Origin of the sequence: Sporosarcina sp. P7 (assembly GCF_002743425.1) — a bacterium.
Classification (GTDB): domain Bacteria; phylum Bacillota; class Bacilli; order Bacillales_A; family Planococcaceae; genus Sporosarcina.
On the sequence record NZ_PDZF01000011.1, the window covers coordinates 22,631 to 40,147 of the forward strand.

Here is a 17,517-nt window from a genome sequence, read left to right on the forward strand (position 1 = left end):
TCATTTATAGATGTTCACTTTCCAGTAATAGATGAAATATGGTAAAATAGGAACGAGTATTCGTGGAAGAGGTGCGACCTATGGAACCTATACGTTTTTTACATACAGCCGACCTGCACTTGGACAGCCCCTTTAAAGGCATGGCCGCAGCAGGTCCGGACGAGCTAGCCAGACTGCAGCAGTCCACATTCGCTGCATTCGACCGATTTATAGCATACGCAGTCAAAGAGCGACCGGATTTCATTGTCATTGTCGGCGATATTTACGACGGTGAAGACCGTAGCTTGCGTGCGCAAATCCGTTTCCAGCAAGGTATGCAACAACTTCAAAAAGTGAATATCCCTGTCTATCTATCATACGGAAATCATGATAACTTGTCGGGCAGATGGACTAGAGTTTCATTGCCTGAAAATGTCCACGTGTTTTCTGAACAAGTGGAACAAAAACAATTGGCTATCCGTGACGATATAATATACTTACACGGCTTCAGTTATCCGCAGCGCCATGTGAAAGAACCAATGATTAGGGATTATCCGGAAGCTACTGACGGAATACATATCGGTCTATTACACGGAAGTGTGGCAGGAGATGTAGAGCACGCTGTCTATGCACCGTTTACAGTCAGTGAATTGCAAGATAAGCACTATCAATACTGGGCGCTTGGGCATATTCATAAACGCCAACTATTATCAGAGGAACCACCGATCGTCTATCCCGGCAATATTCAAGGTCGTCATCGCAATGAATCAGGACAGAAAGGTTTTTATGATGTCCTGTTGACATCGACTCAGACGTCCATGAAATTTGTAGGCACATCGGATATTATGTACACTTCATTGACTGTTTCGTGCGAAGGAATTGAATACGCAGATGACTGGATTTCTGCTTGTCAGGAAGCGATAGATCAACTGACAGCTGAAGCCGGTAGTGTCGTCGTGGAGTTAGTGATGGAACAAACGGAAGGCCTTACAAACGACTTGGCTAGAGTGGAAGGGGAATGGCTCGACATTTTGCGAGAACAGTATGAAGCTATAGAACCATTTGTGTGGATATCAGCAATTGAATGGCCACCAATCCATGATTCAGTAGTTCCGAATTCTTTACTGGAACCGGTGGAAAGAACCATGTCTTCTTGGGAAACGAATGACTGGCATGATTTGGTGAAAGAAGTATACAGTCATAAAGCCGGTCGTTATTTAGAGGCATTGAAGCCTGTGGATTTTGAGCGGTTGAAACAGCAGGCAACTGCATTGCTTAAGAATGAACTGTTGAAGGAGAGCTGAAATGAAAATCCAGAAAATACTTCTTTATGGATTCGGTCAGCATGAGAATCTAGAAATTAATCTGCGCCCCGGTATGAATCTTTTGTATGGACCGAATGAAGCGGGGAAGACGACCATTCAGCAAGCCATCCTTCATATTTTATTTGGATTTCCTCAAAAGAATCAACAGGAATTGCGCTATGAGCCGAAAACAGGTGGTAAATATGGCGGCTGTCTGTATATAGAAGATCAAGAGTATGGTAATTGGATGATTGAGCGGGTGCGCGGTAAGTCCTCAGGTGACGTCTTAATCCGTTTTGAAGATGGGCGTATTATGGAGGAAGCCGAACTAAAGAGGTTATTGAGAGGTTATGATCGACAAGCATTTGAATCTATATTCTCTTTTTCCTTATTCCAATTACAAGGTCTCGAGAAGATGGATGAAAATGATTTAAGCCGTACATTACTTGCATCCGGAACGACCGGCCTGGATACACTTTGGAAAGTGGAAAAGAAGATGGAGAAAGAAATGGGTAGCCTCTTCAAAAAGACTGGGAAAATACCACAGATGAATAAAAAACTGACCGAAATACGTGAACTTGAACAAGCGATGCAAAAAGAGCAGCAGAAGCTATCGATGTATGAACCGCTTACTAGTCGCAAGCAAGAACTCGACGAGCAAGTGGCGACTTTACGCTTGGAAGAGCAACGTCTTTATAAGCAGTCTGAAGAACAACGAATTGCCATGCAAATTGTTCCGCTACAGCAACAACGTAATCAATTACTTGAACAACTTTCCCACTTGACAGATACATTCCCAGCGGCAGGCATCCGACGGTACGAGGAACTGGCTAGTAAACAATCCGAATTGCAATTAAAGAAAACGCGTCTAGAGAAAGAACAATCGGAATGGCAATCGGAGTGGATCGATTTACGGCCTACTAGTGAAAGGCAGCAGTTAGAGCGCTGGGTCACACAAGAAGCAGAGTGGCATCGGTTACGTACGGACCGAATTTCTGCTGAACAAGAAATCCGTTTGCTCGAAAAGAAACTACAGCAACTCAGTAATCGTTTAGGATTAACCCATGATCAGCAGTTGTCGATAGGGAAGATGGATGTTTCCATCCAACGTGAACGCCAGCTTGAACCAATCCTCGAAGAACAGAAAGAGTTGGATCAGCAATTAAAAGCATTGCAACGTCTTCTCGCGGAAGCGGAAAGTGAACGGCAGGAATCAGAGCAACGAAAAGAACATACTGAACGTATGCAATTGACTGAAACTGAACGAAAGAAACTGACGGCCTTGCCCGAACTGCAACGTCAGCTCGCGGAAGCTAAATTCATTGTATCTGCGTCGGATAAGCAGGCATCGAATCAGATGGTTCCAGTAATTATTATGCTCATTGGCCTAGCGATTGGGGCATATAGTGTCTTGCAGCAGCAATGGTTGTTCACGTGCCTCGGTATAGTAATGGTGGCGATCGGTGCTTGGTTATGGAAACAACGACCCGCTTCTGTATCAGATCAGCAATCGTTCATTCGAGATAATGAACCGTTAGTGGCGGAACTCGAAAGACTGGCTGAGCGTGATGAGCTGCAACAGCGTGACCAACGGCAAGTGGCAGCAGAGATTGAAAGACTAGATTACAAATTACAGAAATATGCGGAAGAAATGGAACAACTTTATGATCAGAAACAACAAGCGGTGAAGAAATGGCAAGACCTGTTGCAAGATGAACCATTCGATTTGACATTCAATATTCAGGAAAGCTTCCGCCTACTGCGCGAGTTCCAGGATGCGGAAATAGATCAGAAAACATGGCGGCTACGTTTACTAACCGCGACGCAACACGTACAGTCGCTAATTAAAGAAGTGGAAAAAGTGCTCGGACCTGTCGCGGAAGAAGGTTTATTTGAAAGAATTCGCCAAGAACTACTTCATCAGAATAGCTTGCAAGAAAAGCAGTTAAGCAAGCAAAAAACAGTACTTGAAATCGAAGAGCAATTACTAGAAACAAATGAGCTGTTGGAAACGACAACAGCGGAAATTTTACAATTGTTTACGATCGTTGGCGTATCAGAAAAAGAGCAATTTTATACAGCGTATCAGCAAGACCAAGATGCACAATTGCTGAAACGACAGCTAAAAGAAGTAGAAGCCCAGCTTTCCTTATACAATAAGGAACCATTGGTAAAAGAGTGGACTATACCGGAACTAGAACGACAACGCAGCGAGACGACGAACCGCCTTCAAATAATACGGCAAGAAGTAGAAGCGCTTGTAGATGAGCAAGTCAAAGTAGGGCATGAAATCTCACAAATGGGTACCAGTCAGTCGTACAGTGAGCTTCAGCAGTTAGTTGAAGTGCGAAAAGCCGAGTTGGAAGAAATGACAGAGCAATGGGTAATCCGTAAAGCTGTCCGTGAGTCGATTCGACAGACGATGAGTGAGTGGAAAGAACATCAATTGCCAGCCGTACTCATTCAAGCAAATAAATGGTTCAGCTATTTAACAGGGGATCGGTATGCGACGATTGGTTTAACGGCAGAAGGTTATTTTGAGGCAGTCACTGCCGAAGGACAAACGTTCATGATCAATGAGCTCAGTCAAGCTACAAAAGAGCAAGCTTATCTTTCTTTACGACTAGCGTTAGCCTATGAATTATCAGAGCGTGCACCGTTCCCAATCATTATGGATGACCCATTTGTTCACTTTGATAATGAGCGACTTTCGCGTATGATAGAAATACTTACGGAGTTACAGCCATCACATCAATTTCTGTACTTTACTTGCCATCAAGAAATGAAATTGAAATGGCCAAGTGAACCTCATACAATTGAGATTGGACGAAAAGTAAAAGGGGAGATTTACTGATGAAAAAACTACTTGACTATCAAGTCGGTGAAACGATCGACATGTATTTATTGATTAAGCAGGCAACAAAAGGTGTCACACAGCAGGGGAGTCCGTTCATGACGTTGATTCTGCAAGATAAAAGTGGGGACCTTGAAGCTAAACTTTGGGATGCGGGTGAAGAGCAAGCCCAGATGTATCAGGGAGCGACCATCGTAAAAGTAGGTGGAGAAATCCATGAATACCGCGGGAAAAACCAACTTCGTCTTAAAGCAATCCGTCCTGTAAAAGAAGATGAAGGCGTGACAATTGCAGATTTAGTACCGTCTGCTGAAAAGAGTAAGGAAGTATTGCTAGACGAATTGATGCAATATTTCTTTGAAATGAAAAATCCACAAATTCAGCGTGTTACCCGTCATTTACTGAAGAAGCATCAGCAGGACTTCGTGTTATATCCAGCAGCTACGAGAAATCATCATGACTACGTATCCGGCTTGCTAGATCATGTAGTTTCGATGCTGAAACTTGGCAAGGCGATTGCGGAATTGTATCCGACGTTGAACAAAGACTTGCTGTATGCAGGAATTATTTTGCATGACATCGGAAAGGTCATCGAGTTGTCAGGTCCAGTCGGCACGCAGTATACGATTGAAGGGAACTTGCTAGGTCATATTACGATCATGGTCAATGAAATTTCCAAGGCAGCAGAAGAGCTGGAGATCGATGGTGAAGAAGTGATGTTGCTTCAGCATATGGTGTTGTCTCACCACGGTAAAGAGGAGTGGGGCAGTCCAAAGCGCCCGATGTTGAAAGAGGCGGAAATTCTTCATTATATCGATAATATTGATGCGAAGATGAATATGCTGAACCGCGTGATGTCAAAGACTACGCCAGGCGAATTCTCCGAGCGCGTATTCCCGCTAGATAACCGTTCGTTCTACAAGCCTACTTTTGAATAAACTACTATGGAACGGGGCACGACCCGTTGCAAAATAATAAATTTTGTTAAGTTGTGGTTTTACAAGAAGAACGATTCATGAAGATACTGAGTTTTTACTTATCATTGTAATAAAAAGAAAACAGGCAAACATTACGATTATAAAAACACAAAAAAGGTCTGCCAGTGGAAGTTATAACTTCCAAGGCAGACCTTTTTCATATATTACTTACCTTCTTTAACTTCCACTTCAGCATCGTCAGCTGGAGCATCTTCTGCAGGTGCTTTTTCGTCAGTTGGAGTACCTTCTTCAGCCGGTTGCTCTTCCATCTTGAACAAATCAAGTGCAGATTTTAAATCTTCATCTTTAATTTTTACATCTGCTGCTTTCACTAGCTTTGCAACTTTACTCAATAGCTCGTTTTCATCAGCCTTTTCCATCAATAGTTCATGACGGATTTCGTCTTTCTTTTCATCCGTAATCTTTTTATCATCAGTTTTGCGCTTTTCTTTTACTTCGATGATATGGAAGCCGTTATCTGATTGAACAGGCTCACTGATTTTACCTGGCTCTAAGTCATATGCAGCGTTCCAGAATTCAGGAACCATTACACCGTAAGCGAACCAGTCAAGATCTCCACCTTCATCTTTAGAGCCTGGGTCAGTGGAGTATTCTTTTGCTACTTTTGCAAAGTCTTCTCCCTTATCCAACTTTTCTTTTACTTCTTTTGCTGTCTTTTCATCTTCAACTAATATGTGACGAGCGTTGATTTCTGATTGAGATTCTTCGAGACGCTTGTTTAACTCTTCGTCAGAAACTTCAATGCCGTCAGTCAATGCAGCTTCTTGCAATTTATTCAAACGAATCATTTTCTTGAAGCTCTCAGGTGTTTGACCTTGTTGAGCTAAGAAAGCTTCGAAGTTTTCACCAAGTTGTTCTTTGTTTTTTTCAAATTCTGCGTCTACTTGCTTATCGTCTACATTATACTTGTCATCCAGAACCTTTTCCAAGATGATCATTTGTAGAGCTTGTTCACCAACAGATGTTTTCATTTCTTGATAAAATTCATCTTTCGTTACATCTCCTGCTTTGGACGTCATAACTTTTTCATCCCCGCCAGAACAAGCGGATAAAGCTGCAACCGAAGCTGCAAGTGTAAATGCTAACATCTTCTTTTTCATGTAATTAACTCCCCTAATCTAAGTATAGATTCTGATTATTCTTCAAGTAAACACTATATCATATAACGTATGAAAAACAAAAAGGTTCCATTCATCTGAAACAGCCCAACCGGTTTTTTCTACTTTCGCATAGGATACAATGTGAAAGGGGGTGCCTTCATGAGCGGTTACTCACAGGGCGGATCAGGTTCATCTTGCTTTGCTTTAATTGTTGTGTTGTTCATTTTGTTGATCATCGTCGGTGCAGCATTCTGTTATTAAAAAATGCCCTGCCTCCAGCAATGGGGGCGGGCATACATAGTGTCAGGCACTAAAGAATACTTCTACATATAAGGATAAAATGAGGATCGTGATCAGAATGTTTACAGTTCGATAAATCTTTGGCTGCTTATCTTCTGGAATCTCTCTAGATTGGCAAAGAGCAAATGTCATTTTATTAATTTGATATAAGTAGAACAATGAAAATAGAATGGTAATCGCAATAACCATTATAGACCTCCTCTTTCTGCTTCTTTACTATCATAGCAGAATTTGTGATCAAAAGGAAAAAACTACGCTGTCTACAGAGCAGGTGATTAAGACTCTACTTTAGATTTTATAAGGTAATCGTTTGAATCGATATATGTCTTCTCAATGTTCTGAAAACCGCGTTCGAAAATGTCCATAAAATCATCTCCATAAATGTTACGCAATACTGACATGACTTCTAGGAATTCAGGGAATTTGCCATAAATATCACGAATAGGGAGGGAACTCTGAAGTACGCTATAATCTTCATTATGGTAATTTTCATTCATCTGGATGAGTAGTGCTTTGCCTTTTTCTGAAACCGTTACATAGGTATTACGTCGGTCATCTTCTTTTTTTGAGAAATATAAAAGCTGGCGTTGTTCCAATTTTTTTGAGAAGTTAAAGGCGGTTGAGACATGCATTACACCAAACTTTGCGATGTCTGAAATGGTAGCACCTTCCAAATGGTAGGCGATCCATAAAATATGATGTTCATTAATATTGAGTTCATACGGCTTAATCCATTGTTGCCAATCCTTCTCTACAGCTTTCCATAATGCCTTGGACATTTGGGCTACACGCTGATTGAAGATCATGGCGTCTTTACGTGAAATATTTTGATCGGCCATCGAGACACCTGCTTTCTTTCTGTCATTTTATTTATTATACCAAAAAAACAACAAATAAAGAAGACGGAATAATAAAATAAATCAGTTTGAGTGTATATCCCATAGAATGCAGCTGTTTTACTATGGGTACGCACTCAAAGATTAGCAAGTGAACAACTGGCGCCTAAATGGAAATACGTTAGCGAGCTCCAATTGATTTTTCGAGATCATCCAAAGCTGCTTGAATTGCAGAAATTTCTTTCTCTAAGCGCTTCTTATTGTGTTCGGTCGAGCGCTTCCAGTCCGCTACAGAAACCTTCATTTCTTCGACAGTTTCTGGTACAAGCTCTTTTGCTTCCTTCGTTAGATCGGTTACAGAATCTTTTAGATCCGCGACTTGCCCTTTGACATCTTTCAACTTATCCTTCAATTCGAGTGATGCATTTTTGACACTGTCACGCAGTTCACTTCCGGCTTTTGGTGTAGAATATAGAACAGTTACCGCAGAAGTAACAGCACCTGCCGCCAGACCAATAAAGAATGTGGACGCTTTCATATAGAGAACACTCCTTTTGTATAGTTATTATTTTATTAAAGCATGTTAGTGCATAGTTGAGCAAGATATGAATGAAATATTATACAACCAAAAGCATTTCTAACGGTTTGAAGAAGTGGACAGAAGAGTAGAATTTCTTTTGAGTGATGAAGAAAAATATCGTACGCTTCTGCCTACAACCTCCCCATGTTATTCTTGCAGTCGTCTAGAAATATGGGTAGCTAATTCAGACACTACGTTCATCGGGAACTGCTCTACTTTTGTATCAAATTCTACTTTCAGCCCATCTGATTTGTCATAGCGCGGTATTAAATGCATATGGAAATGATAGACTGACTGACCTGCGAAAGAGCCATTGTTTTGCAATAAATTCATTCCACACGGTTGAAATTCTTCTTTTAATGCATTGGCGATTTTTGGTGCCACTTTAAATAAATTCGCGGCTTCATCTTCAGTTAATTCATACACATTTTCACGATGTGTTTTAGGAATTAGGAGTACGTGTCCTTTTGTGACGGGCATAATATCCATAAAGGCGATAACGTGATCATCCTCGTATACTTTTTCTCCTGGAATCGTTCCTTCTACAATTTTGCAGAAAATACATGAGGTCATTTCTACACTTCCTTTCATGTTTGGATGTATTGTAGCATATTTTCAGATAGTTAACGAAGACGGATAAAGCAATTTTACAATTTCTTTGCTAAAATAATACCAGAAGATAGGGGGAAAGATAATGGCAATCCTAGAACTAGAACACGTTACAGGTGGTTATACGCGCAGGCCTGTTTTACATGACCTTTCATTTCAGCTAGAAGAGGGGGAACTGGTCGGATTAATTGGTCTGAATGGCGCAGGAAAGAGTACGACAATCAAACATATTATCGGTGTGATGAATCCGCTTGAAGGAATAATCAAGATTGACGGGGCGACGTTTAGTGATAAAGAACATTACCGCCAATCATTCAGTTATATTCCGGAGACGCCAGTGTTATACGAAGAACTTACATTACAAGAACATTTGGAACTGACTGCGATGGCATATGGACTGGACAAGCAACAATTTGAAATCCGTACCGAACAGTTGCTGAAAGAGTTCCGTATGGAAAAACGCTTAAAGTGGTTTCCGGCTCACTTTTCCAAAGGTATGCGACAGAAAGTGATGATCATGTGTGCTTTTCTGGTAGAACCGAAATTATATATTATCGATGAGCCATTCGTTGGATTAGATCCATTGGCAATTCGCGCTTTGCTCGATCAAATCATTGAACGAAAAAATGCGGGTGCTTCTATTTTGATGTCGACTCACGTATTGGCAACGGCTGAGAAGTATTGTGATCGCATTATCTTGTTGCACGAAGGACGGGTACGTGCGAATGGGACGATGGACGACTTGCGCAAAGCATTCGGGCGACCAGATGCAACACTTGATGACTTATATATTGCCATGACTGAGGAAACTGATTATGAACAACATGCATGAAATTTGGGGACAGCGGTTCTTCCATTACGTCAATGAACTACAGAAATATATGCGCTATGTATTCACTGGACATTTGGCTATCGTTTTCATGTTTGCCATTGGAGCGGGTGGGTATGCATATAGTGAATGGCTAAAAGAAGTGCCTGTTTCATTCCCTTCTGCCTTAATCATATCCGTTGTCCTTGCGCTTTTGTTGATGAAGGCTGCACCAACCACGTTACTCAAGCCGGCAGACATTGTTTTTTTCTTGCCATTAGAAAATCAATTGTCGAGTTATATGAGACGCTCGATCACTTGGTCGACGTTTTCACAACTTCCGCTACCATTGATTGCTATGGTAATTGCGTTGCCGTTATTAAAGGCAACAGAAGTGGGGACGGGCATTGATTATCTTCTTGTATTGTTGGTAATCATTGTATTTAAAGGACTGTTTGTAGGAACTGAATACAGCGTCCGTATTGCGAATCATGACTTCGTTTGGCCGGATCGTGTTCTTCGACTGGTTTTAACATTTTTAACGATTCAATTCGCACTTACTTGGAGTACAGTTGCCATCTTTATCGGAATTCTTATCGCCATGCTCTATGCAAAATTTTGGGATAAACAAGCAGCGCGTTATCCGTTTCCGTATGAGCAGTTTATTGAATTGGAACAAAATCGTATGATGCGTTTTTATCGATTTGCGAATTACTTCACGGAAGTACCGCATCTAGTTGGATCCGTGAGTAAGCGTAGCTGGTTAACGATGGCTATGAAACGTTCTACATTCAAGCGCAAGGATGTGCAAAAGTACTTAATCGTCAGGACATTTATTCGTACAGATGATACATTCTGGTTGTGGGTTAGATTAACGGCGTTGTCTGCATTGGGTGCGTTCTTAATACCGTTACCAATTGTATCTTTCATCTTTGTAGGAGCGCTAGCGTTTGCGACTGCTGTTCAGTTGATATTGGCACTTGAAGGTGGAGACGAGTTTACTATGGATCAGCTGTTTCCCGAAGAACAGGAAAAATCGCAAATCAAAGCGGTTCGTTCGTTAGTGAGAAAACTGATTTGGCTACATGCAATCATTCTATTACTTGCGGCATTACCGTTATACGGCCTAAGCATTATACCTGTTTTGATTGCGGCTATCGCACTCATTGTCGGTGAGGCAACGATCCGATTGACCAAAGAGCAAATGATAGAATTTTGATAATAGATACTAGTAAAGTTGAACTAAAGTTCATAATTTAAGAATTGTCACAGAATCATCTGAATATATGTGCCTAGTAAATACTCCACTAACTACATTGAAATAATTCAAAAGTTCGAATAGTTAGAATAATGGTTGCAATTTATATTCTATTGCATATATAATTACTAAAAGGTATCAGGGGTGAGAGAGATGAATAATAACAACTCATATGCTGAATTTTTGAAAGCGGTAGGTAATAATAGCACTTCTCTCCAAGCGGAAAAGCTGCTGAACGAAATCTATTGGGATCTGTTTCTACAACACATTCACTGGGAACAAACACAATCGCGAATCATGTTATTGATTGACGATGCGCTGGATCAAAATGACAAAGAAGCATTCGACCTGTATACACAACAATTGCTCGACATTTCACAAGAACATGGATACGAACTTAAAACGAAATAATTTATTTATAGGCACTGCTAGGACAAAATCCTGGCAGTGTTTTTTATTTGTATAGAATGTCTTAGCTGTAAGTTTCTTTCACAAAGTACAAGGGTACAATAAAGTACATAGAGAGTTAGTTTAAAACGTACGTTCGTTATTTCTTTAGAAAAAACAATAGTTGTGGTAAAATAGAAGGATAGGTGTTTAAGAAGAGGAGTGGAACCATTTGAACGAAACATTTCAATTGCAGGCACCATATACACCGCAAGGAGATCAGCCAAAAGCGATTAATAGCCTTGTTAACGGCATAAAAGAAGGCAAGAAACATCAAACGTTACTTGGTGCAACGGGGACAGGTAAAACATTTACAGTTTCTAATGTACTGACGGAAATCAATAAACCTACACTGGTCATTGCCCACAATAAAACGTTGGCTGGCCAATTATATAGCGAGTTCAAAGAATTTTTTCCAGATAATGCGGTAGAATATTTTGTTAGCTTCTATGACTTTTATCAACCGGAAGCGTATGTGCCACAGACGGATACTTTTATTGAAAAGGACTCATCGATCAATGATGAAATCGATAAACTTCGTCACTCCGCAACTAGTGCTTTATTCGAGCGTAATGATGTATTGATTGTGGCATCTGTATCTTGTATTTACGGTCTGGGTTCACCAGAAGAATATAATGAAATGGTATTTTCATTACGCAAGGGAATGGAAATACCGCGTAATCAACTATTGCGGACGCTTGTGGACATTCAGTACGAACGCAATGATATTAATTTTACGCGGGGTACATTCCGTGTCAGAGGCGATGTAGTCGAAGTCTTCCCGGTGGCACGTGATGAGCGTTGTATACGTCTAGAGTTTTTCGGAGATGAAATTGAACGAATCCGTGAAGTGGATGCCTTAACAGGTGAAGTCATCGGTGATCGTGATCACGTGGCTATTTTCCCTGGTTCCCACTTCGTTACACGTGAAGGAAAATTATTAAAAGCAATTGAAAATATTGAAATTGAATTGGAAGAACAGCTTAAATATTTACGAGATAACGATAAGTTATTGGAAGCGCAACGCTTAGAACAACGGACGCGTTATGATCTGGAAATGATGCGAGAGATGGGCTTCTGTTCTGGCATTGAGAACTACTCCAGACATTTAACGTTGCGTGAAGCAGGTGCAACACCTTATACATTGCTAGATTACTTCCCTGACGATTTTTTAATTGTCGTGGATGAAAGTCACGTCTCTTTGCCGCAGATTCGCGGCATGTACAATGGAGACCAAGCGCGGAAAAAAGTATTGGTAGAACATGGTTTCCGCTTGCCTTCTGCATTGGACAACCGACCATTGATGTTTGAAGAATTTGAAAAGCATATTCGCCAAGCGATGTATATTTCAGCAACGCCCGGCCCTTATGAAATTGAGCATACAGACGAAATGGTAGAACAGATTATACGTCCTACAGGATTACTGGATCCAATCATTGAAGTGCGTCCTATTGAAGGGCAAATTGATGATTTATTGGATGAAATACATCTTCGAATCGAGCGAGATGAACGTGTATTGATTACCACTCTGACGAAAAAAATGTCAGAAGACTTAACGGATTATTTAAAAGATATCGGGATTAAAGTTCAGTATCTCCATTCTGACGTTAAGACACTGGAACGTACAGAAATTATTCGCGAGTTACGGGTCGGTACGTATGATGTATTAATCGGGATCAACTTACTGCGTGAAGGGATCGACATCCCGGAAGTTTCATTGGTTACGATTTTGGATGCGGATAAAGAAGGATTCTTGCGTTCAGAACGTGCGTTGATCCAGACAATTGGTCGCGCAGCACGTAACTCAGAAGGGCGCGTCATTATGTACGCAGATAAAATGACAGATTCGATGAAGAAAGCCATTGATGAAACGGAACGTCGTCGTGAAATTCAAATAGCTTACAATGAAGAACATGGTATAACGCCTACGACAATTGTCAAACCGATACGTGAATTGATCCGTGCGACTCAAGTGGCTGAAGAAACGGAATCGTATTTGCAAAAGGTGACGAACGGCAAGAAGTTATCGAAAGACGAGAAAGGCTTATTGCTAATCAAATTGGAAAAAGAAATGAAAGACGCAGCAAAAGCCTTGGACTTCGAAAGAGCGGCAGAGTTACGCGATACCGTAATAGAACTGAAAGCAGAAAGGTAGAGTCCGCATGAAAAATAAAGAACTTGTAATACAGGGAGCGAGAGCGAATAACCTGAGAGATATTACGGTGAAGATTCCACGCGATAAACTGGTTGTGCTTACGGGCCTGTCGGGTTCAGGCAAGTCTTCACTAGCTTTTGATACGATCTACGCGGAAGGGCAGCGCCGCTATGTGGAATCATTATCCGCATATGCGCGTCAGTTCCTTGGACAAATGGATAAACCAGACGTGGATTCTATAGAAGGATTGTCCCCCGCCATTTCCATTGACCAAAAGACAACTAGTAAAAATCCACGGTCTACTGTAGGAACGGTGACAGAAATCTATGACTACTTGCGTTTACTCTATGCGAGAGTTGGGAAACCACATTGTCCATATCATGGCATTGAAATCTCTACGCAGACGATTCAACAGATGGTGGATCGTGTAGTTCAATTGCCTGAGCGTACAAGAATTCAAATTTTGGCTCCAATTATTTCAGAACGTAAAGGGACGCATGCTAAATTATTTGAAGATATCAAAAGACAAGGCTATGTACGCGTTCGAGTCAACGGTGAAACAATTGATTTGGATGATCATATAGAGTTAGATAAAAATAAAAAACATACAATTGAAATCGTCATCGATCGAATTGTCATGAAGGAAGGCGTCGAAACACGTCTAAGTGACTCGTTGGAATCCGCCTTGCAATTAGCTGATGGTAATGTGCTGGTAGATGTAATCGGTGAAGAAGAATTGTTTTTCAGTGAACATCACGCGTGTCCTATTTGTGGATTCTCTATTGGCGAACTAGAACCACGTATGTTTTCATTTAACAGTCCATTCGGCGCTTGCCCTGAATGTGACGGACTTGGAATGAAGCTCGAAGTCGATCCAGATTTAGTCATTCCAAATAGTGACCTAACCCTAAAAGAACACGCCATTGCCCCATGGGAGCCAACAAGCTCGCAGTATTATCCAGAACTCCTGAAGACGATTGCGAAGCACTATAAAATTCCAATGGATGTACCGGTTAGCGAATTGGCTGACTCGGATATTGAAAAACTGATGGTAGGATCGAGAAAAGAAAAGATTCGCTTCCGCTATACAAATGAATTTGGTAATACCCGTGATAGCGATATTTATTTCGAAGGGGTTTTGCGCAACGTTGAACGACGTTATCATGAGACATCATCAGACTACATTCGTGAGCAGATGAGTAAATATATGACAGAAAAGTCATGTCCTACTTGCACAGGCTACCGCCTAAAGCCCGAATCACTTGCGGTATTAGTTAATGGTCAGCATATCGGAAAAATCACGGAACGCTCGATTGTTGAAACGACAAAATTCTTTGACCAATTAATTCTTTCCGAGAAAGATACACAAATTGCAGATATGGTCCTAAAAGAAATCCAGGAACGCTTGGGCTTTTTGGTGAACGTAGGTCTCGACTATCTGAATTTATCCCGTTCAGCAGGGACATTATCTGGTGGAGAAGCACAACGAATTCGTTTGGCTACACAAATTGGATCACGTTTGACGGGTGTTCTGTATATACTGGATGAACCTTCAATCGGGCTTCACCAGCGGGATAATGACAGACTAATTGGCACGTTACAAAGTATGCGAGATATCGGTAATACATTGATTGTTGTAGAACATGATGAGGACACGATGATGGCTGCGGACTATTTAATTGATATCGGTCCTGGCGCTGGTGTGGCAGGAGGAGAAGTGGTAGCTGCAGGTACACCTGCAAAAGTTATGAAAAACAAGAAATCGCTGACCGGACAATACTTAAGCGGAAAGAAATTCATTCCACTTCCGATTGAACGAAGATCACGTGATGAACGCAGCATTATCGTTAAAGGTGCTTCGGAGAACAATTTAAAGCATATCGACGCAGAATTCCCTCTCGGTCAATTTATTGCAGTTACTGGTGTTTCTGGTTCAGGTAAGAGTACATTGGTCAATGATATTTTGCATAGAACATTGGCTCAGAAATTGAATCGCTCCAAACAAAGACCTGGAAAGTTCGAGAGTATTAGTGGTGTGGAACATTTGGAAAAAATTATCGATATTGATCAATCACCAATCGGACGGACACCACGCTCCAATCCAGCTACGTATACAGGCGTTTTTGACGATATACGTGATGTCTTTGCGATGACGAATGAAGCAAAAGTTCGGGGCTATAAAAAAGGTCGCTTTAGTTTCAACGTAAAAGGTGGACGGTGTGAAGCATGCCGTGGAGATGGAATCATTAAAATCGAAATGCATTTCCTTCCGGATGTATATGTACCATGCGAAGTATGTCACGGCAAGCGGTATAACCGGGAAACGCTGGAAGTGAAATATAAAGGAAAAAATATTGCGGACGTACTGGAGATGACCGTGGAATATGCAGTGGTGTTTTTCGAGAATATCCCGAAAATCCACCGTAAATTACAGACGATAGTTGATGTAGGCTTAGGCTATGTTCAATTAGGTCAACCCGCAACGACACTATCAGGTGGGGAAGCCCAACGTGTGAAATTGGCTTCGGAATTGCATAAACGTTCCACGGGTAAATCGTTTTATATTTTAGACGAGCCAACAACGGGTTTGCACGTACATGACATTGCCAAGTTACTAGAAGTTCTTCAACGTCTAGTTGATGGGGGTAACACGGTTCTCGTTATTGAGCATAATTTGGATGTTATTAAGACGGTTGATTATATTATCGATATCGGTCCGGAAGGCGGAGACAAAGGCGGAGAAATTGTTGCAACGGGGACACCGGAAGCGATAGCAGAAGTTAAAGAGTCCTACACAGGGAAATATTTGAAAACCATCCTGGAAAGAGATCGAAATCGGATGAAGGAACAAATTCAGAGTGTAGTAACGAAATAGAAAATGAAACTTTTGTTCCGCAGAACCGTATAAATAGATAGCTGCTAAAAAGATTAGTCAAAACGAGGAGGAATCTGGATATGCAAAATGAACGCATACGAATACTAACGATGCTTGAAGAAGGTAAAATCACAGCTGATGAAGCATTGAAATTACTGGAAGTCATGGGTAAAGAATCTGAAAAAGGAACAGCAGAAGAGGGCTCTTCTGCTGATGCTTTCTTCGAGGATATCCGTAAAGAATTCGTCACAGCAGGTGACCGCTTCATGCAATTTATGGATACGGCAGTACACCGTGTGAAAAAATTTGATTTCGAAGCACCATTCAGCAAATCTGTCTCCTTTACACATACCGAAAGTAAATCAGTAGAAGATATTGAAGAAGTCATCATCCATATTGACCATGGTACTGTGGAAGTTCACCCTTCAGACAATGACGAGATCATGGCGAAGTTCTCTGTAAAGCATTTTAATAATGATTCCGAAGCAGACGCGCTTAGTCAGTTCCTTGACAAGTTATTGTTCGTAAAAGACGGCAATAAGTTGCGTATCGGAAGCGACTTGAAGATGTTACAAGTAAATGTTGATCTGTATGTACCGACTGCCACACCGTATAGTAAACTCTCTGTACGTTTATTGAACGGCGGCTGTTCAGTGGAAGGTGTAGATTTTAAAGATCTACGGATTAGAACAGCGAATGGTAAAATTGAATGTGCAGATAGTAAATTCGATGAAGCGAAGCTGGAAACTGCAAATGGTATGGTGCGTTTATTAAAAGTTACCGGTGAAAAGTTAGAGGCTGAAACATTAAACGGTCGAGTTTATGTAGATGGCGCGGTAAATGATGTAGACGCAAAATCCCTAAACGGAAACGTGACGTTGACGACTTCATCCCCTGATGCAAAAAGATTAGAAGCGAAGTCCATCAGCGGTACGGTTGAAATTTACTTCCCGTCATCTTTAGGTCTAAAGGGAGAGATTTCATCCAACATGGGTAAGCTTGACTTACGGTTGAATGACGTATCACGTGTGGAAGAGCAAGAGCAGTTCTTGCACCGTACAATCCGTTTCAGCAAGAATGTTGAGGACGCAACGAAAGAGCCATTGCATGTTACGGGCGAATCCAAGACTGGTACTGTTATGGTCCGTTATAACTCTGTCGATATGGATTGATAGCTTAATGAAACACCTGCATTTGCCGTTTCTGGCGGTGCAGGTGTTTTTTGTATGTTTGTAATTAGATGGGGGCAGTCGCTTAGGACGCTCATAAAATTCGTGAAAACGCTCATAGTTCTTGCGTAGCCGCTCTATCACATCAGCTAACCACCCTATGACACGAGCTAACCGCTCTATCACGGTCTGTAACCGCTCATACCCACGCAATACACGATCAATCACGACTCATATTCGCTCAT

General features: G+C 41.3%; 15 protein-coding genes. 10 read left to right on the forward strand and 5 right to left on the reverse strand.

The window, feature by feature from the left end:
* The first annotated feature begins 80 nt into the window (after positions 1-80).
* From CSV60_RS11465 to yhaM, 3 genes are read left to right on the forward strand one after another with little or no spacing between them, the layout of a single operon-like run.
* Positions 81-1,283: a metallophosphoesterase family protein gene (locus CSV60_RS11465; protein WP_099637082.1), complete on the forward strand. Its 1,203-nt coding sequence runs from the start codon at positions 81-83 to the stop codon at positions 1,281-1,283.
* Position 1,284: 1 nt separating this feature from the next.
* Positions 1,285-4,137 (forward strand): ATP-binding protein, encoded by a 2,853-nt coding sequence (locus CSV60_RS11470; protein WP_099637083.1) that lies wholly within the window; start codon positions 1,285-1,287, stop codon positions 4,135-4,137.
* On the forward strand, positions 4,137-5,075 hold the full coding sequence (gene yhaM, locus CSV60_RS11475) for a 3'-5' exoribonuclease YhaM (RefSeq protein WP_099630622.1): 939 nt from the start codon (positions 4,137-4,139) through the stop codon (positions 5,073-5,075). The genes CSV60_RS11470 and yhaM overlap by 1 nt, the downstream gene beginning before the upstream one ends.
* A 203-nt stretch (positions 5,076-5,278) precedes the next feature.
* Here yhaM and CSV60_RS11480 read toward each other — a convergent pair whose 3' ends face one another.
* Positions 5,279-6,235 carry a peptidylprolyl isomerase gene (locus CSV60_RS11480; protein ID WP_099630623.1) on the reverse strand — a complete coding sequence of 319 codons (957 nt, stop codon included), beginning with the start codon at positions 6,233-6,235 and terminating at the stop codon, positions 5,279-5,281.
* 159 nt (positions 6,236-6,394) lie between these two features.
* Between CSV60_RS11480 and CSV60_RS11485 the strand changes: the two genes are divergently transcribed.
* Positions 6,395-6,496: a YjcZ family sporulation protein gene (locus tag CSV60_RS11485; protein WP_099630624.1), complete on the forward strand. Its 102-nt coding sequence runs from the start codon at positions 6,395-6,397 to the stop codon at positions 6,494-6,496.
* A gap of 42 nt (positions 6,497-6,538) precedes the next feature.
* Here CSV60_RS11485 and CSV60_RS11490 read toward each other — a convergent pair whose 3' ends face one another.
* The 4 genes from CSV60_RS11490 to CSV60_RS11505 all read right to left on the reverse strand — a co-directional run bounded on the left by CSV60_RS11490 (position 6,539) and on the right by CSV60_RS11505 (position 8,524).
* Complete coding sequence (locus tag CSV60_RS11490) at positions 6,539-6,724, reverse strand: hypothetical protein (protein ID WP_099630625.1); 186 nt, start codon at positions 6,722-6,724, stop codon at positions 6,539-6,541.
* Between the two features lie 86 nt (positions 6,725-6,810).
* Positions 6,811-7,374 carry an HTH-type transcriptional regulator Hpr gene (locus CSV60_RS11495; RefSeq protein WP_099630626.1) on the reverse strand — a complete coding sequence of 188 codons (564 nt, stop codon included), beginning with the start codon at positions 7,372-7,374 and terminating at the stop codon, positions 6,811-6,813.
* Positions 7,375-7,552: 178 nt separating this feature from the next.
* The gene (locus CSV60_RS11500) at positions 7,553-7,909 is read right to left on the reverse strand and encodes a YtxH domain-containing protein (protein WP_099637084.1); all 357 of its coding nucleotides are present in this window, start codon (positions 7,907-7,909) and stop codon (positions 7,553-7,555) included.
* A gap of 189 nt (positions 7,910-8,098) precedes the next feature.
* Entirely contained in the window at positions 8,099-8,524 is a 426-nt protein-coding gene (locus tag CSV60_RS11505; protein ID WP_099630628.1) for an HIT family protein, read from the reverse strand.
* Positions 8,525-8,645: 121 nt separating this feature from the next.
* On the opposite strand from CSV60_RS11505, the gene CSV60_RS11510 reads away from it, so the two are divergent.
* From CSV60_RS11510 to CSV60_RS11535, 6 genes are all read left to right on the forward strand, one after another.
* On the forward strand, positions 8,646-9,392 hold the full coding sequence (locus CSV60_RS11510; protein ID WP_099630629.1) for an ABC transporter ATP-binding protein: 747 nt from the start codon (positions 8,646-8,648) through the stop codon (positions 9,390-9,392).
* Positions 9,376-10,587 carry an ABC transporter permease gene (locus tag CSV60_RS11515; protein ID WP_099637085.1) on the forward strand — a complete coding sequence of 404 codons (1,212 nt, stop codon included), beginning with the start codon at positions 9,376-9,378 and terminating at the stop codon, positions 10,585-10,587. The genes CSV60_RS11510 and CSV60_RS11515 overlap by 17 nt, the downstream gene beginning before the upstream one ends.
* A gap of 192 nt (positions 10,588-10,779) precedes the next feature.
* Positions 10,780-11,037: an IDEAL domain-containing protein gene (locus CSV60_RS11520; protein WP_099630631.1), complete on the forward strand. Its 258-nt coding sequence runs from the start codon at positions 10,780-10,782 to the stop codon at positions 11,035-11,037.
* Between the two features lie 208 nt (positions 11,038-11,245).
* Entirely contained in the window at positions 11,246-13,228 is a 1,983-nt protein-coding gene (uvrB, locus tag CSV60_RS11525) for an excinuclease ABC subunit UvrB (RefSeq protein WP_099630632.1), read from the forward strand.
* A gap of 7 nt (positions 13,229-13,235) precedes the next feature.
* A complete protein-coding gene (gene uvrA / locus CSV60_RS11530) occupies positions 13,236-16,103 on the forward strand; it encodes an excinuclease ABC subunit UvrA (protein ID WP_099637086.1) in 2,868 nt (955 codons plus the stop codon).
* Positions 16,104-16,183: 80 nt separating this feature from the next.
* The gene (locus CSV60_RS11535; RefSeq protein ID WP_099630634.1) at positions 16,184-17,275 is read left to right on the forward strand and encodes a DUF4097 family beta strand repeat-containing protein; all 1,092 of its coding nucleotides are present in this window, start codon (positions 16,184-16,186) and stop codon (positions 17,273-17,275) included.
* Positions 17,276-17,517: the final 242 nt, after the last annotated feature.